Origin of the sequence: Microbulbifer salipaludis, from assembly GCF_017303155.1 — a bacterium.
Lineage (GTDB): Bacteria > Pseudomonadota > Gammaproteobacteria > Pseudomonadales > Cellvibrionaceae > Microbulbifer > Microbulbifer salipaludis.
In genome coordinates this window covers 1,450,036-1,470,283 of the sequence record NZ_JAEKJR010000002.1, presented here as the reverse complement: position 1 = coordinate 1,470,283, position 20,248 = coordinate 1,450,036, and the positions used below count along the sequence as shown (strand labels likewise).

The following is a 20,248-nucleotide window of genomic DNA, read 5'->3' as shown; positions in this document are numbered from 1 at the left end:
TCCTTCGGTAACCATTTGAAGCCCCGTCAGACTGGTACACTGGCCGCTTGCAGCGGTCGGCCAATGCGGGCGACGCGTCCCTTAATAACAACCTCCCTTTGCAGTTGAGAGTGGCTCGATGATGAACAGCACGCCCTGGGCAAAACGCACCTTGTACGGCTTCAGTGCCGTGATTGTCCTCTTATCACTAGTGGCACTGGCCACCTGGGTCTGGTTGCGCCAGAGCCTGCCCGTGTTGAGCGGTGAGCTCACCACCGGTCAACTCGAACGACCGGTGACGATCGAGCGCGATGCCCAGGGGATTGCCTTTATTCACGCCGAATCCCGTACCGACTCCGCGTTTGCCCTCGGCTTCCTGCATGCTCAGGAGCGCTTCTTCCAGATGGACCTGTTGCGCCGCAACTCGGCCGGCGAGCTTGCCGCACTGGTTGGGGCTGCGGCCCTGCCCCACGACCGCCGCGTGCGCCGCCACCAGTTCCGCGCACGTGCCGAACGCAATATTGCGGCGATGCCAGAGCCGCACCGACAGGTGGTGGAGCGCTATACGGATGGGGTGAACTTTGGCCTGTCACAACTGGGCAGCGCCCCCTGGGAGTACACCCTCCTCCGCCAGACCCCGCGCCCCTGGGAGCCAGCAGACAGCCTGCTCACCATCTTCAGCATGTACCTCACGCTGCAGAGTGACACCGGCGAATTTGAAGCCAGAGACAACGCACTGGCGGAATTGCTGCCCGGGGACCTGTATCAGTTCTTTGTGCCAAAAGGAGGCATGTGGGATGCGCCGCTGATGGGTGATGCCCGTGGGCCGTTGTCGCTGCCACAAACCGATATTGCGGCGCTGGTGGATTCTCAGGAGCCACTGGCTTACGGCAAGATGGAAAGCGAAGACATGATCTTCGGCAGCAACAACTGGGTGGTCGGGGGCGCCCTGACCGAACACGGCGCGGCGATCGTGGCGGACGATATGCACCTGGCAATCACCGTGCCCAACATCTGGTTTCGAGCCGGCTGGAACGTCCCCGGCACAGACTTTGAGATGCGCGGCGCCACATTACCCGGTGGGCCGATCATTGTCGCCGGCAGCAATGGCAAGCTGGCCTGGGGCTTTACCAACACCACCGCAGACTGGGGAGACCTGATTCCTCTGGAGGTGTCCGACAGCGGCGAACAATATCGTACGCCCGATGGCTGGATGGCATTTGAGGTGGAGCGCGAAGAGATTGCGATCAGCGGACAGCCTGCGGAAATACTCGAGGTGCGCAAGACGATTTGGGGGCCCGTGATCGGTGAAAACCACGCAGGCACCCCCCTCGCCTACCGCTGGGTCGCCCACGATGTGCGCGGCGCCAACCTCAATATCATCAAGCTGGAAACTACGGCCAATACGCGCGCGGCGATGGATCTGGCCCCGAAATTCGGTATTCCCCACCAGAATTTTGTACTGGGTGACAGTGAGGGCAATATTGGCTGGACGGTAGCGGGCCCCATCCCCCGCCGCGTGGGGCTCGATGGCAGCCGCTCGGTCAGCTGGGCGGATGGCACCGCCTACTGGGACGGCTACCTGCCTCTCGAGCAACACCCCAGCATCTACAACCCTCCTTCCCACCGTATCTGGACCGCCAACTCGCGCACCATGGACGGAGAGTTCCTGCGTGTAATGGGCGATGGCGGCTACGCACTCGGTGCCCGCCAGCAACAAATCCGCGATGCGCTGTTTGCACGCCAGCGCTTTAATGAGCAGGATCTGCTGGACCTGCAGCTCGACGACCGCGCCATATTCCTCGAGCGCTGGCAGGCACAGCTGCAAGAATTACTCGCCAATACCCAGGGCTATGACGACGTCCGCGATCAGGTGGTCAACTGGGGTGGGCATGCCAGCGCCGATTCCGTTGGCTACCGCATCGTGCGCAATTTCCGCCTGCGCTTTATCGACCTCACAGTTGCGCCGGTACTGACCTACATGCAGCGCCAGCACCCGGACTTCAAGTTCGGCCGGGTAAATCGCCAGATCGAGTACCCGGCCTGGGAAATGCTGGCCAACGAGCCAGCACACCTCCTCAATCCAGAATTCGAATCCTGGAATGCCCTCAAGCTTGCCGCCTTGGATAAGGTGCTGAAGGACATGGCGGAAGACGGCCTGCCCCGTTCGCAACAGACATGGGGCGTACAAAATGCTGCAAAAATCCAGCACCCGCTTGGCCGCGCGGTCGCCGCCGTGAACTGGTTTACCGCCATGCCGGCGGACCCCCTGCCCGGGGATTCCCATATGCCCCGCTTCCAGTCGTCCACCAATGGGGCTTCCCAGCGTATGGTGGTGGCGCCCGGTCGGGAAGAGTTCGGGATTTTTCATATGGCGACGGGACAGAGCGCCCACCCGTTGTCGCCTTTTTTCGGCAATGGCCACAGAGACTGGGTGGAGGGAAATCCCTCGCCGCTTAAAAAGCAGGCAACCAGTTACACGCTGACCTTGCGTTAAGCCGGAACTTGCCAATCAAGCAGGAACTGAAAAACGCGCTCATAGAGCGCGTTTTTTTATACCGACTTCCTGTTTGCTTGTGCGGTTGCAGATGGCGCGGTGCCCAGGGCAGTAGCAATGGACGCTCGAATCATGAATCTACCGCCTCGGCATACAAAATTTCGGTTTTATAGATAGGTTTGAGCGTTTTTTTATAATTTTCTGTCTAATTCATCAATGCTTCAATGGGCACATCAGGTTAACAGCCGCTCATTGGAGACTCACAGATGACCAATACCACCAGAAAACTTCTCAAAATTCAGACCAGCCTGTTTCAGAACGATGGTCAATCCACCCAGCTGATCAATCAGTTTGCCGATCGTTGGCTCACCGCCAATCCGGGCGGTGAGGTTGTCACCCGTGACCTCGCGGCGAACCCGGTTCCCCACCTGGATCTCGCACGTTTCCAGGCGTTTACCAGCGACCCCGCAGAACGCACCCCCGAGCAGCAAGCCGTGGTCGATTTTTCAGACAACCTGATCGAGGAGATCAAGGCCGCTGACACACTGGTACTCGGTATTCCGATGTACAACTTCAGCGTACCTTCCAGCCTCCACACCTATTTTGATCATATTGCCCGGGCTGGAGTGACATTCCGATACACAGAAAATGGCCCGCAGGGTTTGCTCACCGGCAAGCGAGCGACTGTCATCATCACCCGCGGTGGCTTGTACGGTGAGGACCATGCGCAAACCCGCTTCATCCGCCAGTTCCTTGGGTTTATCGGTATTGAAGAGGTGGAGTTTATCCACGCGGAAGGTTTGGCGATGGGCGACCAGTCCAGGGATGCAGCACTGAATACAGCGCGGGAACAACTTGCCCAGCTCGCATGATGCCAGCGGTTACGACGTTTAAACCTGTAAGCTTTGGGTGACCGCGGTCACCCTTTTTTGTGCCCCGGATTTGTGCACCGCGCTGGCACACGAATGGATACCCCCCGCGGTACTCGCTTTGCAGCGAATGCACCATGGTCGCTCAGGCGGTTTCGTCGAGGATGGCGAAAGAAAGGAAAGAAGTGAGCAGCCCCAGCCCAAGCACAAAAGGCAGCAGCGGAAAACAGATCATCAGCAGCGACGCGCCAATCCAGAGGTTTTTGACCCAGTTGCGCTTGACGCGATAACTACGTGTATAACGGCGCAGATGACTGTCGTTTTCATCCGGCAACAGGATTTCGCTTTCCCGGGGCAGAAAACTGCGCACCAGAAGAGTGCAATAAAAACGAAGCAACATCCACAACATAGAACCACCACTGGCAAACACCTTGTTCAGTATAGATAGGGGTTTGCCAGTCGAGGGGTCCGGGATGCCGAAGGTTATTTCTGCAGTATGTACTCGAGCTACTGGTACCAGCCCAGGCTTTCGCGCAGCTTCACAACACCACCAATGATGGTAAGGGCGGGAGCTTCTACTTTGTGGGTCTCCGCCAGCGCCGGCAAGGTGCCGAGGGTGCCAACAATCACCCGCTGATCCCGTGTGGTGCCCTTCTCCACCAATGCGGCGGGCGTGTCGGCGTCCATACCATGGGCAATCAGTTTTTCGGAAATGGTGGGCAGGCCCGTCAGGCCCATATAAAACACCAGGGTCTGGCTTTTGACGATCAACTCTTGCCAGGGCAGCACCAGCTCACCCTGCTTCAGATGGCCAGTGATAAAACGCACCGACTGGGCGTGGTCGCGATGGGTAAGCGGTATACCGGAATACGCCGAACAGCCAATGGCCGCCGTGATACCGGGCACAACCTGGAACGGGATGCCCGCCTCTGCCAGCTTGTCGATCTCCTCACCACCGCGCCCAAACATAAACGGGTCACCGCCCTTCAGGCGCAGGACTTTTTTTCCTTCCTTCGCCAGGTCCACCAGTAGCTGGTTGATGTCGTCCTGGGGCACAGAGTGGAACTGCTTCATCTTGCCCACGTAAATGCGCTCGGCGTCCCGGCGCACCAGCTCTAGAACATCCGTGGAAACCAGCCTGTCATACAACACCACGTCCGCTTGCTGCATCAGGCGCAGGGCGCGAAATGTGAGCAGGTCCGGGTCTCCCGGGCCACCGCCCACCAGATACACTTCACCGCTCGGTGCAGGCCTGTGCTCCCAACGCTGCAGCTCATCCAACAACAGCCGTTCCGCTTCGTTTTTGTGTCCGCGCTCAATCTCGCCGACGATCGGGCCGTTAAAAACCCAGTGCCAGAAATCCTTGCGCTGGGCTTCCGGCAATGCTGCTTTCACTTTGTCGCGCATGCGGCCGGCAAGCTCGGCAATAAGGCCCAGACCCGGCGACAACAATGTCTCGATTTGCGCGCGCAGCATACGGGTAAGCACCGGGGCGGAGCCGCCACTGGAAATACCGACCGAGAGCGGACCGCGCTCGACGATGGAGGGAAAGGTGAAGGTACAGAGCGCAGGCGAGTCCACGACATTGACCGGCAAACGGCGCGCGCGGGCATCCTTGGATACCTGCGCATTGACGTTCTCGTCGGCCGTTGCGGCAACGACGATTTCTGCTCGATCGAGAAGCTCCTTGCGATAAGTGCCGACGATATATTCACCGCCGCTCCCCATCACAAGCTGGCGCAGCTCATCGGTGATGTCCGGAGCCACAACAAGCAGCCGTGCCTCCGCTTTGCTCAGTAGCCGCGCTTTGCGCGTGGCGATGGTACCGCCCCCGACAATCAGGCAGGGGCGATTTCTTAAATCAAACGCGAGAGGCAGGTAACGCAAGTTCTTGTTCCATACTGCTTAGCCGATCTTTGACGCGCCTCCCATATAGGGGCGCAATACTTCCGGCACTTCAATACTACCATCGGCCTGTTGGTAGTTCTCGAGCACCGCGATAAGGGTGCGCCCTACCGCCAACCCGGATCCATTCAGGGTGTGCAGCAGCTCTGGCTTTCCGGTTTCCGGGTTGCGCCAGCGGGCCTTCATACGCCGCGCCTGGAAATCGCCCATCAGCGAGCAGGATGAAATTTCCCGGTATTTCTCCTGCGACGGGATCCACACTTCCAGGTCATAGGTTTTGGTTGCACCGAAACCCATATCGCCACCACACAGCACGACGGTGCGGAATGGCAGGTTCAGCTTTTGCAGAATGTTTTCTGCATGGCTGGTGAGCGTTTCAAGCGCTTCCATGGACTGATCCGGGCGTGCGAACCATACCAGTTCCACCTTCTCGAACTGGTGCTGTCGAATCATCCCGCGAGTATCGCGCCCGTGGGAGCCGGCCTCTGATCGGAAGCAGTTGGTGTGGCTGACAAATTTGTGTGGCAGCGACGCGGCGTCTTCGACGATCTCATCGCGATACAGATTGGTCAGCGGTACCTCCGCCGTGGGAATGAGGTAAAAACCGCGCTCATCCTCCAGCTTGAACAGATCCTCGGCAAACTTGGGCAGCTGCGAAGTACCGTATAGGGAATCGCTGTTCACGATGACCGGTACATTGGCTTCCTGATAGCCGTGCTCATCTACGTGTTGATCCAGCATGAATTGTGCCAAAGCACGGTGCAGCTTGGCGACCTTGCCGGTCATGACCGCAAAGCGGGAGCCGGTGATCTTGCTGGCCACTTCGAAGTCAAGGCCATTCAGGCTGCCCCCAAGGTCCACGTGGTCGCGCACGGTGAAGTCGAAACTGCGCGGGGTGCCCCACTGGCGCACCTCGACGTTATCGTCTTCGTCCTTGCCTTCCGGTACCGATTCGTCCGGCAGATTGGGGATCGCCAGCAGCAGATCGTCCAGCTGCGCCTGCAGCTCACCGAGCGCCTGCTTGGCTTCGGACAGCTGGCCACCGAGTGACTCCACTTCCTTGAGCAGCGGGGCAATATCCTCGCCGCTGGCCTTAGCGCGGCCGATGTTCTTGGATTTGCTGTTGCGCTCATTCTGCAGGGATTCAGTGCGTGTCTGCAGTTGCTTGCGCTGCTCTTCGAGCTGCTCCAGCTTGGCCTTGTCCAGTTGCACGCCGCGCTTGGTGAGCGCCGCCGCTACGTCGTCGAGGTGGTTACGAATCAGTTTTGGATCGAGCATGTGTCTTCAATTACCGCGTTACAGATATTTCATTCCCAGGCTGATGGCGGCTGCGGTAGCAGCCAGACAGACCAGGAGGCTGGCAACCACATAGGCCAGCGCCGTCAAAGGCTGGCCATTGTGCCACAACAGCACGGTTTCCAGCGAAAAAGTAGAGAAGGTGGTGAGAGCGCCAAACAACCCGGTCATGATCATCAGTCGCCATTCGTGCCCCAGCAAGCCCCGCTCGACAATCAGCACATAGGCGAAACCGATGAGCAGGGAGCCCACCACATTGACGATAAAGGTACCCAGGGGGATTCGGTTCTCAAACACCGGATAGGCCCAGACCCCGACCAGATGCCGCAGGATGGCGCCAATGGCACCGCCAATTGCTATCGCTATCCATTGCATGGGAGCTCCCAGAAAAGTCTGACTATGAACTGCGGGGGATTCTAGCGTTTTTCGGGGGCGGCGTGTTGGCTGGTCGTGTAGCGCTGAACGTCACTGGCCTGATTGAGCGCACGCAAGCGCTCCAGCTTCTCGTGGATCTTCAGCTCAAGACCGCGGGTTACCGGATAGTAATAGCGGCGGTTGGCAATGGCCTCGGGAAAGTAATTCTCACCCGCCGCAAAGCCGTCAGGCTCATCGTGGGCATAGCGATAGTCGGCACCATGCGCCATTTCTTTCGCTAATTTGGTGGGCGCATTGCGCAGATGCGTCGGCACCTCATAACTGGGCTCGCGGCGGATATCCGCCAGCACACGCTTGTACGCGCTGTACACCGCGTTGCTCTTGGCCGCAACGGCGAGATACGCCACCGCCTGCGCAATCGCCAGCTCTCCTTCCGGGCTGCCAAGCCGCTCCTGTACATCCCAGGCATTCAGTGCGATTTGCAAAGCCCGAGGGTCCGCGTTGCCGATGTCTTCACTGGCCATGCGCACCACACGCCGGGCCACATATAACGGGTCACAGCCACCGTCGATCATACGCGCGAACCAGTAGAGGGCGGCATCCGGGTCCGATCCCCGTACGGCTTTGTGCAGTGCCGAAATCTGGTCGTAAAAATAGTCGCCGCCCTTGTCGAAACGGCGCACGTCGGCGGTGAGCACCTCGGCCAGCACCGCCTCGTCGATCACCTGCTTTCCATCTTCTTCCCGGGACAGGTCGCAGGCAATTTCCAGCAGGTTGAGCGCGCTGCGGGCGTCACCGTCTGCACTCAAGGTAATTTTATCGAGCACCGCGTCGGTCAATTGGATGCGGCGCGCCTTGAGCTCCTCGTCCTCGGACAAGGCGCGACGCAACAGGCCGTGCAGCTCAGCCTGGGAAAGACTGCGTAGCAGATACACGCGACAGCGGGAAAGCAGCGCGTTGTTGAGCTCAAACGACGGATTTTCCGTGGTGGCACCTACAAAGGTGACAGTACCCTCCTCCACGTACGGCAGAAAAGCATCCTGCTGGGCTTTGTTGAAGCGGTGTACCTCATCGACGAACAGGATGGTGCCACGGCCGAACTGGGCCGCATGCTGCTCGGCTTCGGCCACGGCCTGGCGAATTTCCTTGACCCCGGCCAGCACCGCCGACAAGGTCGCAAAGCGCACGTCGCACTCTTCCGCCAGCAATCGCGCAAAGGTGGTTTTGCCGACTCCCGGCGGCCCCCACAGCACCATCGAGTGCAGTTGTCCGCGCTCCACCGCTTCACGCAGGGGCTTGCCCGGCCCCAATAAATGCGTCTGGCCCACATAGTGGGCCAGAGTCTGGGGCCGCATACGCGCGGCCAGTGGCTGATGCCTTGGGGGCGACTGGAACAGATCACTCATCGCGAATAACGTCGGTACCTTTGGGTGGCTTGAAGTCGAAAATACGCGAAGACAACTTCGGGTTCGCCTGCAGCCCATTGAAGCGGATATCGGTGGTCTGCCCCATGCCATCGCGCACGGTCATGGCCGCCGGTAGCCCGCGCTTGTCGAAACGGATGACCATGGACTTGAACGGTGCAGACGCGCGTTTTGGTGTCAGGTAATAAGCGCCCTTCTTGCTCTCAACGCTGAAGGAACCGCGAATATCCTCGACCTTGCCACCAAGCAGCAGCGCCGGGGTTTCCTTCATGCGGTTGTCTACCGGGCGAATGGTGACCTGCTCCAGATCCGGATCGTACAACCACAGCTTCTTGTTGTTGGTCACCAGTAACTGGGGAAACGGCTCCCCGGTCTGCCAGCGCAGTTTGCCCGGGCGCTGTACGGAAAAATTACCGCTGCTTTTCTGCAGGGTTTTTCCCTTCTGGTCTTTCAGGGTCTGGCGAAAGTTGCCCGAGATGGCGCCCAGCGGCTGCAGCAGTCGGCTCAGCTCGTCACTGGCATCCGCCTGGACACCAGCTGAGCCCGCGCCGAGCCCGAATGCGAGAAGAAAAATACTCAGTGTGCGCTTCATATGTGCCTTCCAGTTTGCGATTCCGGGGAATGTACTTAAAGCCTAGTCGGCGACAGGTGAACCCGGCCTGAACCGGGCCCAAATTGGCCGACTGTTGCTATGGATCACGCCGGCGGTGGCGCCAGCACTTCCCGGTTGCCATTGGCCTGCTGCGCCGAAACAACGCCCGCCGCCTCCATGGCCTCGATCATGCGCGCGGCGCGATTGTAGCCGATGCGGAGCTGTCGTTGCACAGATGAAATGGACGCCTTACGGGACTTGGTCACAAAGGCAACGGCCTCGTCGTACAGCGCATCCGTTTCCGGGTCATCCTCGCCGCCCTCGGTGGCCATGCCCGGTACCGGGATACTGTTATTGGCGTCGTCGACAATACCGTCGATGTATTCGGGCTCACCGCGACGACACCAGTCCGCCACAACCTGATGCACCTCATGGTCGTCCACAAAGGCCCCGTGTACCCGGATAGGCACCGCGGTCCCCGGCGGCAGGTACAGCATATCGCCGTGCCCAAGCAGCTGCTCGGCACCGCCCTGATCGAGAATCGTGCGGGAATCCACTTTCGACGAGACCTGGAACGCCATACGCGTGGGCACGTTGGCCTTGATCAGGCCGGTAATCACGTCCACAGATGGGCGCTGGGTGGCCAGCAGCAAGTGAATCCCGGCGGCGCGGGCCTTCTGAGCAATCCGCGCGATCAACTGCTCCACTTTTTTACCGACGATCATCATCATGTCGGCAAATTCATCAATGACCACCACGATGGCCGGCAAGTGCTTCAGGTGCGGCGCGGTCTGCTCCGCCTCCGGCACACTGGACATGGGGTCTGGCTGCCAGGTGGGATCGATCAGCGGCTCACCCGCGGCAATGGCCTCTTTTACCTTGCGGTTGAAGCCGGCGAGGTTCCGCACACCCATCGCGGCCATCAGTTTGTAGCGGCGCTCCATCTCTCCCACACACCAGCGCAAGCCATTGGCCGCATCGTTCATATCGGTAATGACCGGCGTCAGCAGGTGCGGAATGCCCTCATACACCGAGAGCTCGAGCATTTTGGGGTCCACCAGGATCAGGCGCACTTCGTCCGGCGTGGACTTGTACAGCAGGCTCAACAACATCACGTTGATACCCACCGACTTACCGGAGCCAGTGGTACCGGCCACCAACAGGTGCGGCATCTTGGCGAGATCCGCCACCACCGGCTGACCGGAGATATCGTGGCCCAGCGCCAGGGTCAGCGCAGAGTTGGCCCTGTCGTACACTTCGGCGCCGATCACTTCGGAAAGTCGCACGATCTGGCGGTTTTCATTGGGTATCTCGATACCCACCACCGACTTGCCGGGAATGACTTCCACCACGCGCACGCTGATCACCGCGAGCGAGCGCGCCAGGTCCTTGGCCAGGTTTGTGATACGGCTGACTTTCACCCCGGGCGCGGGCTGAATCTCAAAGCGGGTGACCACAGGACCTGGCAGCACCGACACAACTTCGGCTACCACACCGAAATCCTTGAGTTTCAGCTCCAGCAGGCGCGACAGCGCCTCCAGCGCCTCGCGGCTGAAACCCGCTTTCTTGTTAGTGTCTGCCGCATCCAGCAGGGAGAGCGCTGGCAAGGTACCGGTGACCGGCCCCTTGAACAGTTCGCCCTGTTTTTCTTTCACTGCACGCGGGCTCTGTTTGGGCGGCGGCGCGGCTTGCGCAATCTGGGGCGGCTGGCGCTTGGCGGTACGCTGCTTTTCCTCTTCAATGGCTGCCTTGCGTACCACCACTGCTTCACGGGCGACCCGCTGCTCTTCCCGCTGCTTGCGTGCCCGCGCCATGCGCGTACCAATCCAGCTGAATACGAACAGCACACTACGGCCGATGTCTTCAAACAGTTTGAGCCAGGACATGCCGGTAAATACAGTCACGCCAATCGCAAACATCGCCAGCAGCAGGATGGTCGCACCTACGTAGCCCAGCCCTTTCTCCATAAAGCTGGAGATCGCCGCACCGACAATCCCACCATTGGAGAATGGCAACGGCGGTGACGCTTCACTGAAGCACAGGGTTGCGATCGCAGCGCCGGCCACCAGCAATAGCAGCAGCCCCCCGACCCGCAGCGCAAACAGTGGGCCATGAAATCGGGCATTTTTGTCCCGCAGAATCCGGTATGCCCGCCAGCCAATCAAAACCGGGAACAGGTAGGCCATCCAGCCAAGCAGAGACAGGCCGACGTCCGCCAGCCAGGCACCAGTTGGCCCGATGGCATTGTCCACACCGCCACCACTGCCGGTATGTGACCAGCCAGGATCACTCGGGCTATAGCTCAGCAAGCTGATCCCAGCGAGCAAGGCGCCAGCCAGCAGCGTGATCAAAGCGCCCTCTCGGACGATTCTCGCGATCAGGGAGTCGGGAATGGCCGGTGATGATTCGGTTTCGCTATCAGCCTTCAATGGCTTACCTCGGCAACAAGTTCTGTAGAGTCGCCTCTTATATAGATGTGACGACGTTTTCAGGCTTCTGTGTACTACAGCCGTCGGGCAAATGCTACCGCAGGCGCATAGTAGAATTTACTTTAGGAGTTAACTTTATGTTAATTATCAATAGGTTGCAGGATGTTTCTCACATAATCTTGAGGTCTTCATCAACCGTGTAGATGCATCCTCACAGTCCGCGCGCGAACACTCCCCACGCGCCCCTTCATTTGGTAAACCTATAAACGCGGACAATGGAATAAATAAGGTCAAACTATTTGGTCGCCTGACTCGCATCTCCTATCATTGCGTCAATTTTTGCACCACCGGGTCACACTCCGACGCGCGACAGTCGCTCCTTGACGGTGCAAACCCTGCGCAGAGCGGCTAAGAGCGGCGAAACACCCCGTCGTCGGCAGGCGCAACTTGAACATTCACGGTGAGGAGGCCATGATCCGCGCAGGCAACATTCACCGCTTGCAGCCACAGGTGCTGCAAGCCGCTAAAGAAACACCCAATTTCAACATCGAAGTATTGTGAGTCCAGCCATGAGTAACCACCACCGCCTGATTATCCTCGGCTCCGGCCCTGCCGGTTATACCGCCGCCATTTACGCGGCGCGCGCCAACCTGAACCCTGTCGTTATTACCGGCATGCAGCAAGGTGGTCAGCTGACGACAACGACCGAAGTAGAGAACTGGCCGGGCGGTGTACACGACCTGCAAGGGCCGGATCTGATGGTGCAGATGCAGCAGCACGCTGAGCGCTTTGACACCAACATCATTTTCGACCACATCCATGAAGTGGACCTGAAGCAGCGCCCCTTCACCCTGACAGGCAACGAAACCTACACCTGCGATGCACTGATTATCGCCACCGGCGCATCGGCTCAGTACCTGGGACTGCCATCGGAAGAAGCCTTCCAGGGACGCGGCGTGAGCGCCTGTGCCACCTGTGACGGATTCTTCTACCGCGACCAGAAAGTGGTTGTGGTGGGCGGCGGCAACACCGCTGTGGAGGAGGCCCTGTACCTTTCCAACATCGCCAGTGAAGTCACCCTGGTACACCGTCGCGACGAACTGCGCGCGGAAAAAATCCTTCAGGACCGACTGCTGGACAAGGCCGAGAACGGCAACATCAACCTGTGCTGGCACCACACCCTGGACGAAGTGCTGGGTGACGACAACGGTGTTACCGGGGTGCGCCTGAAGAATGTGCAGGACGACACCACCAAGGAACTGGACGTATCCGGCGTGTTTATCGCGATCGGTCACAAGCCCAACACCGACATCTTTGCCGGCCAGCTGGAAATGAACGGTGGTTACATCATCGTGGAAAGCGGCCTGCACGGTAACGCCACCCAGACGTCCATCCCCGGCGTCTTTGCCGCCGGTGACGTGTCTGACCACATCTACCGTCAGGCGGTAACCTCGGCGGGCACCGGCTGTATGGCGGCACTGGACGCAGAGCGCTTCCTCGACGCGCAGTAAGGCCCGTCGAATCCCCGAAAAAGGCGGCTGCAGAGCCGCCTTTTTTCGTTCAGAATCTGGATAACTCGAGCCAGGAATGAGGCGCAAGATTGAGCAACGATACGGATGAGACCCTGTCACTGCTGGACCCGGACACCATCGCCTTTCCGGACACATCCGCCGCGCTGCGCGACCCCAACGGCTTGCTGGCGATTGGCGGCGATCTCACGCCGGAATGGCTTATCGCCGCCTATCGGCGGGGTATATTTCCGTGGTTTTCAGACGACCAGCCAATCCTCTGGTGGTCTCCCTCCCCCCGCTGTATCGTGCGCCCGGATACCGTCCGGTTCAGTCGCAGCCTTAGAAAGGTCATCCGCCAGGGGCGCTACCAGCTGACATTCGACCAGGCGTTTGAGCAGGTGCTCGAGGGATGTGCCGGGCCGCGCGCCCAGGAGTCCGGCACCTGGATCACCGACGAAATGCATGACGCTTACCTGGCCATGCACCACCTGGGGCACGCGCATTCCGTGGAGGCCTGGCTGGATGGCAAGCTGGTGGGCGGGCTCTACGGGCTGGCGATGGGCCGCGTGTTTTTCGGCGAATCCATGTTTCACCGCGCCACAGATGCCTCAAAAGTCGCATTTGCGGGTCTGGTGCGGCAGCTCGCCAGCTGGGGCTGTGAGCTGATTGACTGCCAGGTCAGCAACCCGCACCTTTCCAGCCTGGGGGCAATCGAGGTCAGCCGCGAAGTCTTCGAGCGCCTTTTAAACGCCGGGATAGCCGCACCCGCCTTCCCCTCGCCCTGGCCTGCAGCACCGGCGCCGGAACTGCTTGCCCAGCCGTGATTCCCCACCAATACCGAACCGACGCTGTGCGCGCTTTTCTCCCGACCCGCGCTCACTCGATTAGTGAAGATTGTGTTTTGCGGAAGCACAAATTACCCTCGGAATAGAATTCCTTCACTCCCGGGCCACGGTGCAACAGGCATTTGCCATGAAAACATTAACTACAGAGTTCGCTGGGCGGGCTGCCGGGGAAACCACGTATTGGCGATGGCAGGCGCAGGCAAGATGAGCCAGCATTCTCCTCTGGATACAGTCCGCCTGCTCGCCACCCTGCCCCACCCCTGCGGCTACCTGGCAGAGCAGGAGGCCACCACCGTCTTTGTCGACCCCCAAACTCAGGTAGATCAACGCCTGTACAGCCGCCTTTCGGAGCTCGGTTTCCGCCGCAGCGGCAGCTACCTGTACCGCCCACAGTGTACCCACTGCCAGGCCTGCATCCCTGCGCGAATTCCGGTTGAGCTGTTTAAGCCCAACCGTAACCAGCGCCGCTGCTGGCGCCGCAATCGCGACCTCGATGTATTCCACCAGCGCACTATCGATACTGACGAGCACTACGCGCTCTACGCGCGCTACATCGAGGAGCGACATCAGGACGGAGAGATGTACCCGCCCAACCGCGAGCAATTTCGCAGCTTCCTGAACCGGGCCTGGGGCAGCACACGCTACCTGGAGTTCCGCGCACGGGGCCGCCTGCTGGGCATCGCGGTCACCGATGTACTCTCTGCCGGTGTTTCTGCGATCTATACATTTTTCGATCCGGATGAAGTCAAGCGCAGCCTGGGCACATACTCGATCCTGTATCAGGTAGAGTGGGCCCGTCGCCTTGGGCTGCCCAGTTTGTACCTGGGCTACTGGATTGCCCAGTCCCAGAAAATGGCCTACAAAAGCCAGTTCCAGCCGCTGGAAACCCTTCAGGGCAATCGCTGGGTTCTCCGCTCGGACTGACGTCCCCCCGTCACTTGCCACGCGGCCAGCGGAAAAGTCCGCTCAGGCCGTGCTTCCACTTGGCCTTGCCCCACTTTTCGTGCAAAATGCACGCCCGTCGTACCGCCGGGTCCCCTAAAATGACAATGAAGGGGCCATACAAACGTGGCGGACAAGCTAGTACACATTAATCAAAGGTTGCTGCCGCATGGCAAAAGACGATTACATTGAAATGGAAGGTGAGGTGATCGACACCCTGCCCAACACTACATTCCGCGTGAAATTGGAAAATGGACATGTGGTAATCGCACATATTTCCGGCAAGATGCGCAAAAACTACATTCGTATCCTCACCGGCGATAAGGTCAAGGTGGAACTCACCCCTTACGACCTGAGCAAGGGCCGCATCACGTACCGCGCCCGCTAAGTGCTTCAGCCGGCGAATTGCCGGCATCGGCGCCCGACATTACCGGACGCATGAAAAAAGCCACCCTGAAGGTGGCTTTTTTCGTTGCGGCTGCGGTCGCCCGCAGCTCTACCGAACGTGCACGTCTCAGTGCACGGGGACCGCTGTATTGATCTTGAGCTGATCGTTTTCTACGGTCACCTCGACCCGGCCACCCTCTTCCGAAAGATCGCCGAACAGAACCGCTTCCGCCAGCGGCTTGCGCAGCTTTTCACGAATCAGCCGCGCCATGGGTCGGGCTCCCATCTTCTCGTCGTAGCCATTCACCGCTAGCCACTCGCGTGCTTCGTCATCGACCTCCAGGGTCACGCGGGACTCATCCAGCTGGGCTTGCAACTCCACCACAAACTTGTCCACCACGGTTTTAACCACCGCGATATCCAGCGCACCAAACTGAATGATGCTGTCGAGACGGTTGCGGAATTCGGGTGTGAACATTTTCTTGATCTCTTCCATCCCGTCACTGCTGTGATCCTGGCTGGAAAAGCCGATGGAGCGGCGGCTCATCAATTCGGCACCGGCATTGGTCGTCATAATAAGAATCACGTTGCGGAAGTCCGCCTTGCGGCCATTGTTGTCCGTCAGCGTGCCGTGATCCATCACCTGCAGCAGCAGGTTGAATACTTCCGGGTGGGCCTTCTCGATCTCGTCGAGCAGTACAACGCTGTGCGGGTGCTTGGTGACCGCGTCGGTCAGCAGGCCACCCTGGTCAAAACCGACATACCCCGGCGGCGCACCGATCAGACGGGAAACCGTGTGACGCTCCATGTATTCCGACATATCGAAGCGAATCAGCTCAATCCCCATTACCTGCGCCAACTGACGGCACAGCTCGGTCTTGCCCACGCCGGTAGGACCAGCAAACAGGAAGGAACCGATGGGCTTTTCCTCTGCGCCGAGGCCAGCGCGCGCCAGCTTGATCGAGGTGCTGAGGGCTTCAATCGCGTTGTCCTGACCGAACACGACCATTTTGAGGTTTTCATCGAGCTTCGCCAGCGCAGCCTTGTCGGAGGCCGACACGCTTTTCGCGGGGATTCGAGCCATTTTCGCCACAATGTTTTCGATCTCTGTGACGGAGATGGTATCGGTACGCTGGTCTGCGGGCAGCAGTGCCTGATACGCACCCGCCTCATCGATCACATCAATAGCCTTGTCCGGCAGAAAACGCTCGGTGATATGCCGGTTGGCCAGGTGTGCTGCAGCTTCCAGGGCCGAGTCGGTAAAACGTACCTTGTGGTGATCTTCAAAGCAGGTCTTCAGCCCCTGAAGAATCTGCACCGTCTCCTCCACCGAGGGCTCGTGCACATCGATTTTCTGGAAACGGCGAGAAAGAGCGCGATCTTTCTCGAAGATGCCGCGATATTCATTGAATGTTGTGGAGCCAATACAGCGCAACTGCCCACTGGAAAGCAGCGGCTTGAGCAGGTTGGAGGCATCCATTACACCACCGGATGCCGCCCCGGCACCGATGATCGTGTGGATTTCATCGATAAACAGTACCGCGTGCTCACGCTTTCTAAGCTCGGCGAGCAGCGCCTTGAAGCGCTTTTCAAAGTCGCCGCGGTATTTGGTGCCCGCCAGCAAAGAGCCGAGATCCAGCGAATAGATGGTGCTTTCCCTGAGCGGCTCGGGGACTTCGCCATCCACAATGCGGCGTGCAAGCCCCTCGGCGATTGCGGTTTTACCGACACCGGACTCACCAACCAGCAACGGATTGTTTTTACGGCGACGCGCCAGGACCTGGGTGACGCGCTCCACCTCCGGTGCGCGGCCCACCAGCGGGTCTATACGGCCAAGAATGGCCTCCTGATTCAGGTTGGTCGCGTAACTCTCCAGGGGATCGGAACCGCCGGGTTCGGCGGCACTGCCAAGATCCTCATCGACCTGTTCCGGCGATGGATCTGTACTGTTGTGGGCGTTGTTGCCACCGGAACTCACCCGCGAGATACCGTGGGTGATGTAATTCACCACATCGATGCGGGCGACACTTTGCTGCTTCAGGTAGTAAACCGCCTGGCTTTCCTGTTCACAGAAAATGGCCACCAGCACATTGGCTCCAGTGACTTCTTTTTTTCCGGATGACTGCACATGGAACACCGCACGCTGCAACACGCGCTGGAAGCCCAGGGTAGGCTGGGTTTCACGCTCACTGTCATTTTCCGGTATCAGGGGAGTGGTCGAGTCAACGAATTCGAGCAACTCGCGACGCAGGGCACTGAGGTCAGCACCACAGGCATGTAGAACATCGGCCGCCGATTCATTGTCCAGCAGCGCCAGCAACAGGTGCTCCACGGTCATAAACTCATGGCGTTTCGCCCGTGCACCTTTGAACGCTAGATTCAGCGTTACTTCTAAATCCTTGCTGAGCATTTAAACCTCAAACCTTACTGGCCAATGTCATCCGGGTTGTCGTGAACAGCACCCGGTATTCCTGATTTTTTGCCGGAAATCCGGCCGCCAAAGCCACACCTACGTCCATATAGGTGCCAGAACCGCTAACCTCAACCCTCCTCGCCATTTTCATCTTCTTCGTCTGCCTCGATTTCACAAAGCAGTGGGTGTTCGTTGTCCCGCGCAAACTGGTTCACCTGCGCGGCCTTTGTTTCCGCTATATCTCGAGTATAGACACCACAGATCGCTTTTCCCTTAGTGTGCACCTGCAGCATCAACTGAGTGGCGCGCTCCCGGTTGACGTAGAAAAACAACTCAAGAGCCTCTACGACAAACTCCATCGGGGTGTAGTCATCGTTCAGCATGACCACTTTGTACATCGGCGGACGCTTGAGACGGGGTTTTGCTTCCGCCAGCGCGGTATCCCCTGCGGCGCCATGAAAATGGTACCCATCACCATCTTCACCTTCGTTGGAGTGTAGTTTAATGATTTGTGATTTTCCCATAGCGCTAATCAATCAGAATTCAGTAATCAGTTCACAGTGCTGACGTACCCACGGTTATTCCCTGGTGTAATGCAGGTACGAATCACCGATACCAGTCACTGCAGTGAATTAAGTGAACGCGCATTGTAACCGTAAACGGCATCCGGCACAGTCGGTCGGAGCCTACTCTCTTGACAAGGGCGAGCGTCTTGGCTACAAGAGGTATTAACCGCGCCAAGCGGTGAAAAGGCACTAGCTAAAAAATCGTGCATATGATGTTGTACGAAAGTCCAAGCGCATGAAGCGCGATAACAATAACTACGACAGTTCTAGGCGGCCAGCAGTCGCCCCGGCAATTTAGAGGGATTTCGCCATGCCTACCGGTACCGTTAAGTGGTTCAATAATGCCAAGGGATATGGATTCATTCTTGCAGATGAGGGTGGAGAAGACCTGTTTGCACATTACTCGGCGATTCAGATGGAGGGTTACCGAACCCTGAAAGCCGGACAGCAGGTCAATTTCGACATTATTCAGGGTGATAAGGGCTACCACGCCGCCAATATCAGCGTCGCCTCCGCAGACAATGCCGCGGACAACGCAAAGGCAGCAGCACCCGCCGCCCAGGAGCCCGCCGCACCCGTGCGGGAAAAAGAGACCGAAGAAGCGCTCGATTGACGCGCGCACCCCAGCCGGGGTGATCGGATCTGGCGGGTGCTAGAGCCACCCGCAAGCCCATCGGGCCCCATTCGGAGCACGCTGTCGCTTTGCCCCGGTATAGCGACCTGACCACCTACTCGATAGCCGGCCGCATCCCAGCTGGGACGATCGTGCCACCTGACGAATACTCCCCAACGTCGATCATGCGCCCAGGAATAAAAAAGCCCCGCATCCTCTCGGATGCGGGGCTTTTTACGCTCTTCGCTTGGGTTAAAGCAATCAAGCCATGTGCTTGATGACTTCCTCGCCAAACTCGGAACAGGACTTCAGTTCAGCACCGTCCATCAGACGCTCGAAGTCGTAGGTGACGGTTTTGGCTTCGATCGCGCCTTCCACACCCTTAACAACCAGCTCGGCCGCTTCGTTCCAGCCCAGGTGACGCAGCATCATTTCCGCCGACAGAATCAGGGAGCCCGGGTTGACCTTGTCCTGACCCGCGTATTTCGGGGCGGTGCCGTGGGTGGCTTCGAACAGGGCAACGTCGTCTGACAGGTTGGCGCCCGGTGCGATACCAATACCACCTACCTGTGCCGCCAGTGCGTCGGACAGGTAGTCACCATTCAGGTTCAGGGTGGCGATTACATCGTACTCCGCCGGACGCAGCAGGATCTGCTGCAGCATGGCGTCGGCGATCACGTCCTTGACCACGATTTCCTTGCCGGTATTCGGGTTCTTGAAGCTGCACCAGGGGCCGCCGTCGATCGGCTGTGCACCGAATTCTTCGCGGGCCAGCTCGTAGCCCCAGTCGGCGAAGGCGCCTTCAGTGAACTTCATGATGTTGCCTTTGTGCACCAGGGTCAGGGAGTCGCGATCCTGATCAATGGTGTACTGCAGGGCTTTGCGCACCAGGCGCTTGGTGCCTTCTTCGGAAACCGGCTTGACACCGATACCTACGTTCTGCGGGAAGCGGATTTTCTTAACACCCATTTCGTCCTGCAGGAACTTAACTACTTTATTGGCTTCGTCAGTACCGGCTTTCCACTCGATACCGGCGTAGATGTCTTCAGAGTTCTCGCGGAAGATCACCATGTCGACCTTGTTCGGTTCTTTCACCGGAGAAGGCACACCGCTGAACCAGCGCACCGGGCGCTGACATACGTACAGGTCCAGCTCCTGACGCAGGGCAACGTTCAGGGAGCGGAAGCCACCGCCAACCGGGGTGGTCAGCGGGCCTTTGATGCTCACAACGTATTCTTTGATCGCTTCCAGGGTCTCTGCCGGGAACCAGTCGCCGCTGTAGGTCTCAGCCGCTTTCTCGCCACAGAAGATTTCCATCCAGGCAATCGCCTTCTCGCCGCCGTACGCATTGCTGACAGCAGCGTCGATCACTTTGCGCATTACCGGGGTGATATCCACGCCGATGCCGTCACCTTCGATGAACGGAATGATCGGGGTGTTCGGTACGTTCAGAGAACCATCTGCGTTGACTGTGACTTTTTCGCCGTTGGCCGGCACTTGGATATGACCCATGTAAGTTGACTCCCGTAACTCTTTGACTAAACGTCCGGCTTTATGGGTGGAAAACCGGCATAATGCGCCGAAAACTCCACTGCCGGTCATGGT

17 protein-coding genes are annotated in these 20,248 nt (G+C 58.8%); 7 read left to right on the top strand and 10 right to left on the bottom strand.

What is annotated here, in order from left to right; genetic code table 11:
• Positions 1–118 precede the first annotated feature (118 nt).
• Together JF535_RS11835 and JF535_RS11830 are read left to right on the top strand one after the other, a co-directional pair.
• Positions 119–2,476, top strand: a complete 2,358-nt coding sequence (locus JF535_RS11835) for a penicillin acylase family protein (RefSeq protein WP_242523807.1) — start codon at positions 119–121, stop codon at positions 2,474–2,476.
• Positions 2,477–2,742: 266 nt separating this feature from the next.
• Complete coding sequence (locus JF535_RS11830) at positions 2,743–3,348, top strand: FMN-dependent NADH-azoreductase (protein WP_207002340.1); 606 nt, start codon at positions 2,743–2,745, stop codon at positions 3,346–3,348.
• Between the two features lie 142 nt (positions 3,349–3,490).
• Here JF535_RS11830 and JF535_RS11825 read toward each other — a convergent pair whose 3' ends face one another.
• From JF535_RS11825 to JF535_RS11795, 7 genes are all read right to left on the bottom strand, one after another.
• A complete protein-coding gene (locus JF535_RS11825) occupies positions 3,491–3,754 on the bottom strand; it encodes a hypothetical protein (RefSeq protein ID WP_207002338.1) in 264 nt (87 codons plus the stop codon).
• 98 nt (positions 3,755–3,852) lie between these two features.
• Positions 3,853–5,232, bottom strand: a complete 1,380-nt coding sequence (cysG, locus tag JF535_RS11820) for a siroheme synthase CysG (RefSeq protein ID WP_207002336.1) — start codon at positions 5,230–5,232, stop codon at positions 3,853–3,855.
• 18 nt (positions 5,233–5,250) lie between these two features.
• Positions 5,251–6,528 (bottom strand): serine--tRNA ligase, encoded by a 1,278-nt coding sequence (gene serS, locus JF535_RS11815; protein WP_207002334.1) that lies wholly within the window; start codon positions 6,526–6,528, stop codon positions 5,251–5,253.
• 18 nt (positions 6,529–6,546) lie between these two features.
• The gene (crcB, locus tag JF535_RS11810) at positions 6,547–6,921 is read right to left on the bottom strand and encodes a fluoride efflux transporter CrcB (RefSeq protein ID WP_207002332.1); all 375 of its coding nucleotides are present in this window, start codon (positions 6,919–6,921) and stop codon (positions 6,547–6,549) included.
• Between the two features lie 41 nt (positions 6,922–6,962).
• A complete protein-coding gene (locus tag JF535_RS11805) occupies positions 6,963–8,327 on the bottom strand; it encodes a replication-associated recombination protein A (protein ID WP_207002330.1) in 1,365 nt (454 codons plus the stop codon).
• Entirely contained in the window at positions 8,320–8,937 is a 618-nt protein-coding gene (lolA, locus tag JF535_RS11800; protein WP_066964476.1) for an outer membrane lipoprotein periplasmic chaperone LolA, read from the bottom strand. Before lolA ends, JF535_RS11805 begins: the two co-directional genes overlap by 8 nt.
• 104 nt (positions 8,938–9,041) lie before the next feature.
• Positions 9,042–11,366: a DNA translocase FtsK gene (locus JF535_RS11795; RefSeq protein WP_207002328.1), complete on the bottom strand. Its 2,325-nt coding sequence runs from the start codon at positions 11,364–11,366 to the stop codon at positions 9,042–9,044.
• Positions 11,367–11,935: 569 nt separating this feature from the next.
• Between JF535_RS11795 and trxB the strand changes: the two genes are divergently transcribed.
• The 4 genes from trxB (at position 11,936) to infA (ending at position 15,052) form a co-directional block, all read left to right on the top strand.
• Positions 11,936–12,877, top strand: coding sequence for a thioredoxin-disulfide reductase (trxB, locus tag JF535_RS11790; protein WP_207002320.1), 942 nt, complete (start codon positions 11,936–11,938; stop codon positions 12,875–12,877).
• Positions 12,878–12,966: 89 nt separating this feature from the next.
• Positions 12,967–13,701 (top strand): leucyl/phenylalanyl-tRNA--protein transferase, encoded by a 735-nt coding sequence (aat, locus tag JF535_RS11785; RefSeq protein ID WP_242523806.1) that lies wholly within the window; start codon positions 12,967–12,969, stop codon positions 13,699–13,701.
• Between the two features lie 225 nt (positions 13,702–13,926).
• Positions 13,927–14,646: an arginyltransferase gene (locus tag JF535_RS11780; protein WP_207002317.1), complete on the top strand. Its 720-nt coding sequence runs from the start codon at positions 13,927–13,929 to the stop codon at positions 14,644–14,646.
• A gap of 187 nt (positions 14,647–14,833) precedes the next feature.
• Positions 14,834–15,052, top strand: coding sequence for a translation initiation factor IF-1 (gene infA, locus JF535_RS11775; RefSeq protein WP_010130378.1), 219 nt, complete (start codon positions 14,834–14,836; stop codon positions 15,050–15,052).
• Between the two features lie 126 nt (positions 15,053–15,178).
• On the opposite strand, the gene clpA is transcribed toward infA, so the two are convergent.
• Together clpA and clpS are read right to left on the bottom strand one after the other, a co-directional pair.
• Complete coding sequence (gene clpA / locus JF535_RS11770; protein ID WP_207002315.1) at positions 15,179–17,461, bottom strand: ATP-dependent Clp protease ATP-binding subunit ClpA; 2,283 nt, start codon at positions 17,459–17,461, stop codon at positions 15,179–15,181.
• 131 nt (positions 17,462–17,592) lie between these two features.
• Entirely contained in the window at positions 17,593–17,988 is a 396-nt protein-coding gene (clpS, locus tag JF535_RS11765; protein WP_207002314.1) for an ATP-dependent Clp protease adapter ClpS, read from the bottom strand.
• A gap of 352 nt (positions 17,989–18,340) precedes the next feature.
• Here clpS and cspD point away from each other — a divergent pair, with 352 nt between their 5' ends.
• Positions 18,341–18,643, top strand: a complete 303-nt coding sequence (cspD, locus tag JF535_RS16885) for a cold shock domain-containing protein CspD (protein ID WP_207002312.1) — start codon at positions 18,341–18,343, stop codon at positions 18,641–18,643.
• Positions 18,644–18,904: 261 nt separating this feature from the next.
• On the opposite strand, the gene icd is transcribed toward cspD, so the two are convergent.
• Positions 18,905–20,155: an NADP-dependent isocitrate dehydrogenase gene (icd, locus tag JF535_RS11755; RefSeq protein ID WP_207002310.1), complete on the bottom strand. Its 1,251-nt coding sequence runs from the start codon at positions 20,153–20,155 to the stop codon at positions 18,905–18,907.
• Between the last annotated feature and the right edge of the window lie 93 nt (positions 20,156–20,248).

Excerpts from the sequence above, each read along its gene's own strand:
- JF535_RS11835 (WP_242523807.1), top strand. The coding sequence starts at position 119 with ATGATGAACAGCACGCCCTGGGCAAAACGCACCTTGTACGGCTTCAGT.
- JF535_RS11830 (WP_207002340.1), top strand. The coding sequence starts at position 2,743 with ATGACCAATACCACCAGAAAACTTCTCAAAATTCAGACCAGCCTGTTT.
- JF535_RS11825 (WP_207002338.1), bottom strand. The coding sequence starts at position 3,754 with ATGTTGTGGATGTTGCTTCGTTTTTATTGCACTCTTCTGGTGCGCAGT.
- serS (WP_207002334.1), bottom strand. The coding sequence starts at position 6,528 with ATGCTCGATCCAAAACTGATTCGTAACCACCTCGACGACGTAGCGGCG.
- crcB (WP_207002332.1), bottom strand. The coding sequence starts at position 6,921 with ATGCAATGGATAGCGATAGCAATTGGCGGTGCCATTGGCGCCATCCTG.
- JF535_RS11805 (WP_207002330.1), bottom strand. The coding sequence starts at position 8,327 with ATGAGTGATCTGTTCCAGTCGCCCCCAAGGCATCAGCCACTGGCCGCG.
- lolA (WP_066964476.1), bottom strand. The coding sequence starts at position 8,937 with ATGAAGCGCACACTGAGTATTTTTCTTCTCGCATTCGGGCTCGGCGCG.
- trxB (WP_207002320.1), top strand. The coding sequence starts at position 11,936 with ATGAGTAACCACCACCGCCTGATTATCCTCGGCTCCGGCCCTGCCGGT.
- JF535_RS11780 (WP_207002317.1), top strand. The coding sequence starts at position 13,927 with ATGAGCCAGCATTCTCCTCTGGATACAGTCCGCCTGCTCGCCACCCTG.
- infA (WP_010130378.1), top strand. The coding sequence starts at position 14,834 with ATGGCAAAAGACGATTACATTGAAATGGAAGGTGAGGTGATCGACACC.
- clpA (WP_207002315.1), bottom strand. The coding sequence starts at position 17,461 with ATGCTCAGCAAGGATTTAGAAGTAACGCTGAATCTAGCGTTCAAAGGT.
- clpS (WP_207002314.1), bottom strand. The coding sequence starts at position 17,988 with ATGGGAAAATCACAAATCATTAAACTACACTCCAACGAAGGTGAAGAT.
- cspD (WP_207002312.1), top strand. The coding sequence starts at position 18,341 with ATGCCTACCGGTACCGTTAAGTGGTTCAATAATGCCAAGGGATATGGA.
- icd (WP_207002310.1), bottom strand. The coding sequence starts at position 20,155 with ATGGGTCATATCCAAGTGCCGGCCAACGGCGAAAAAGTCACAGTCAAC.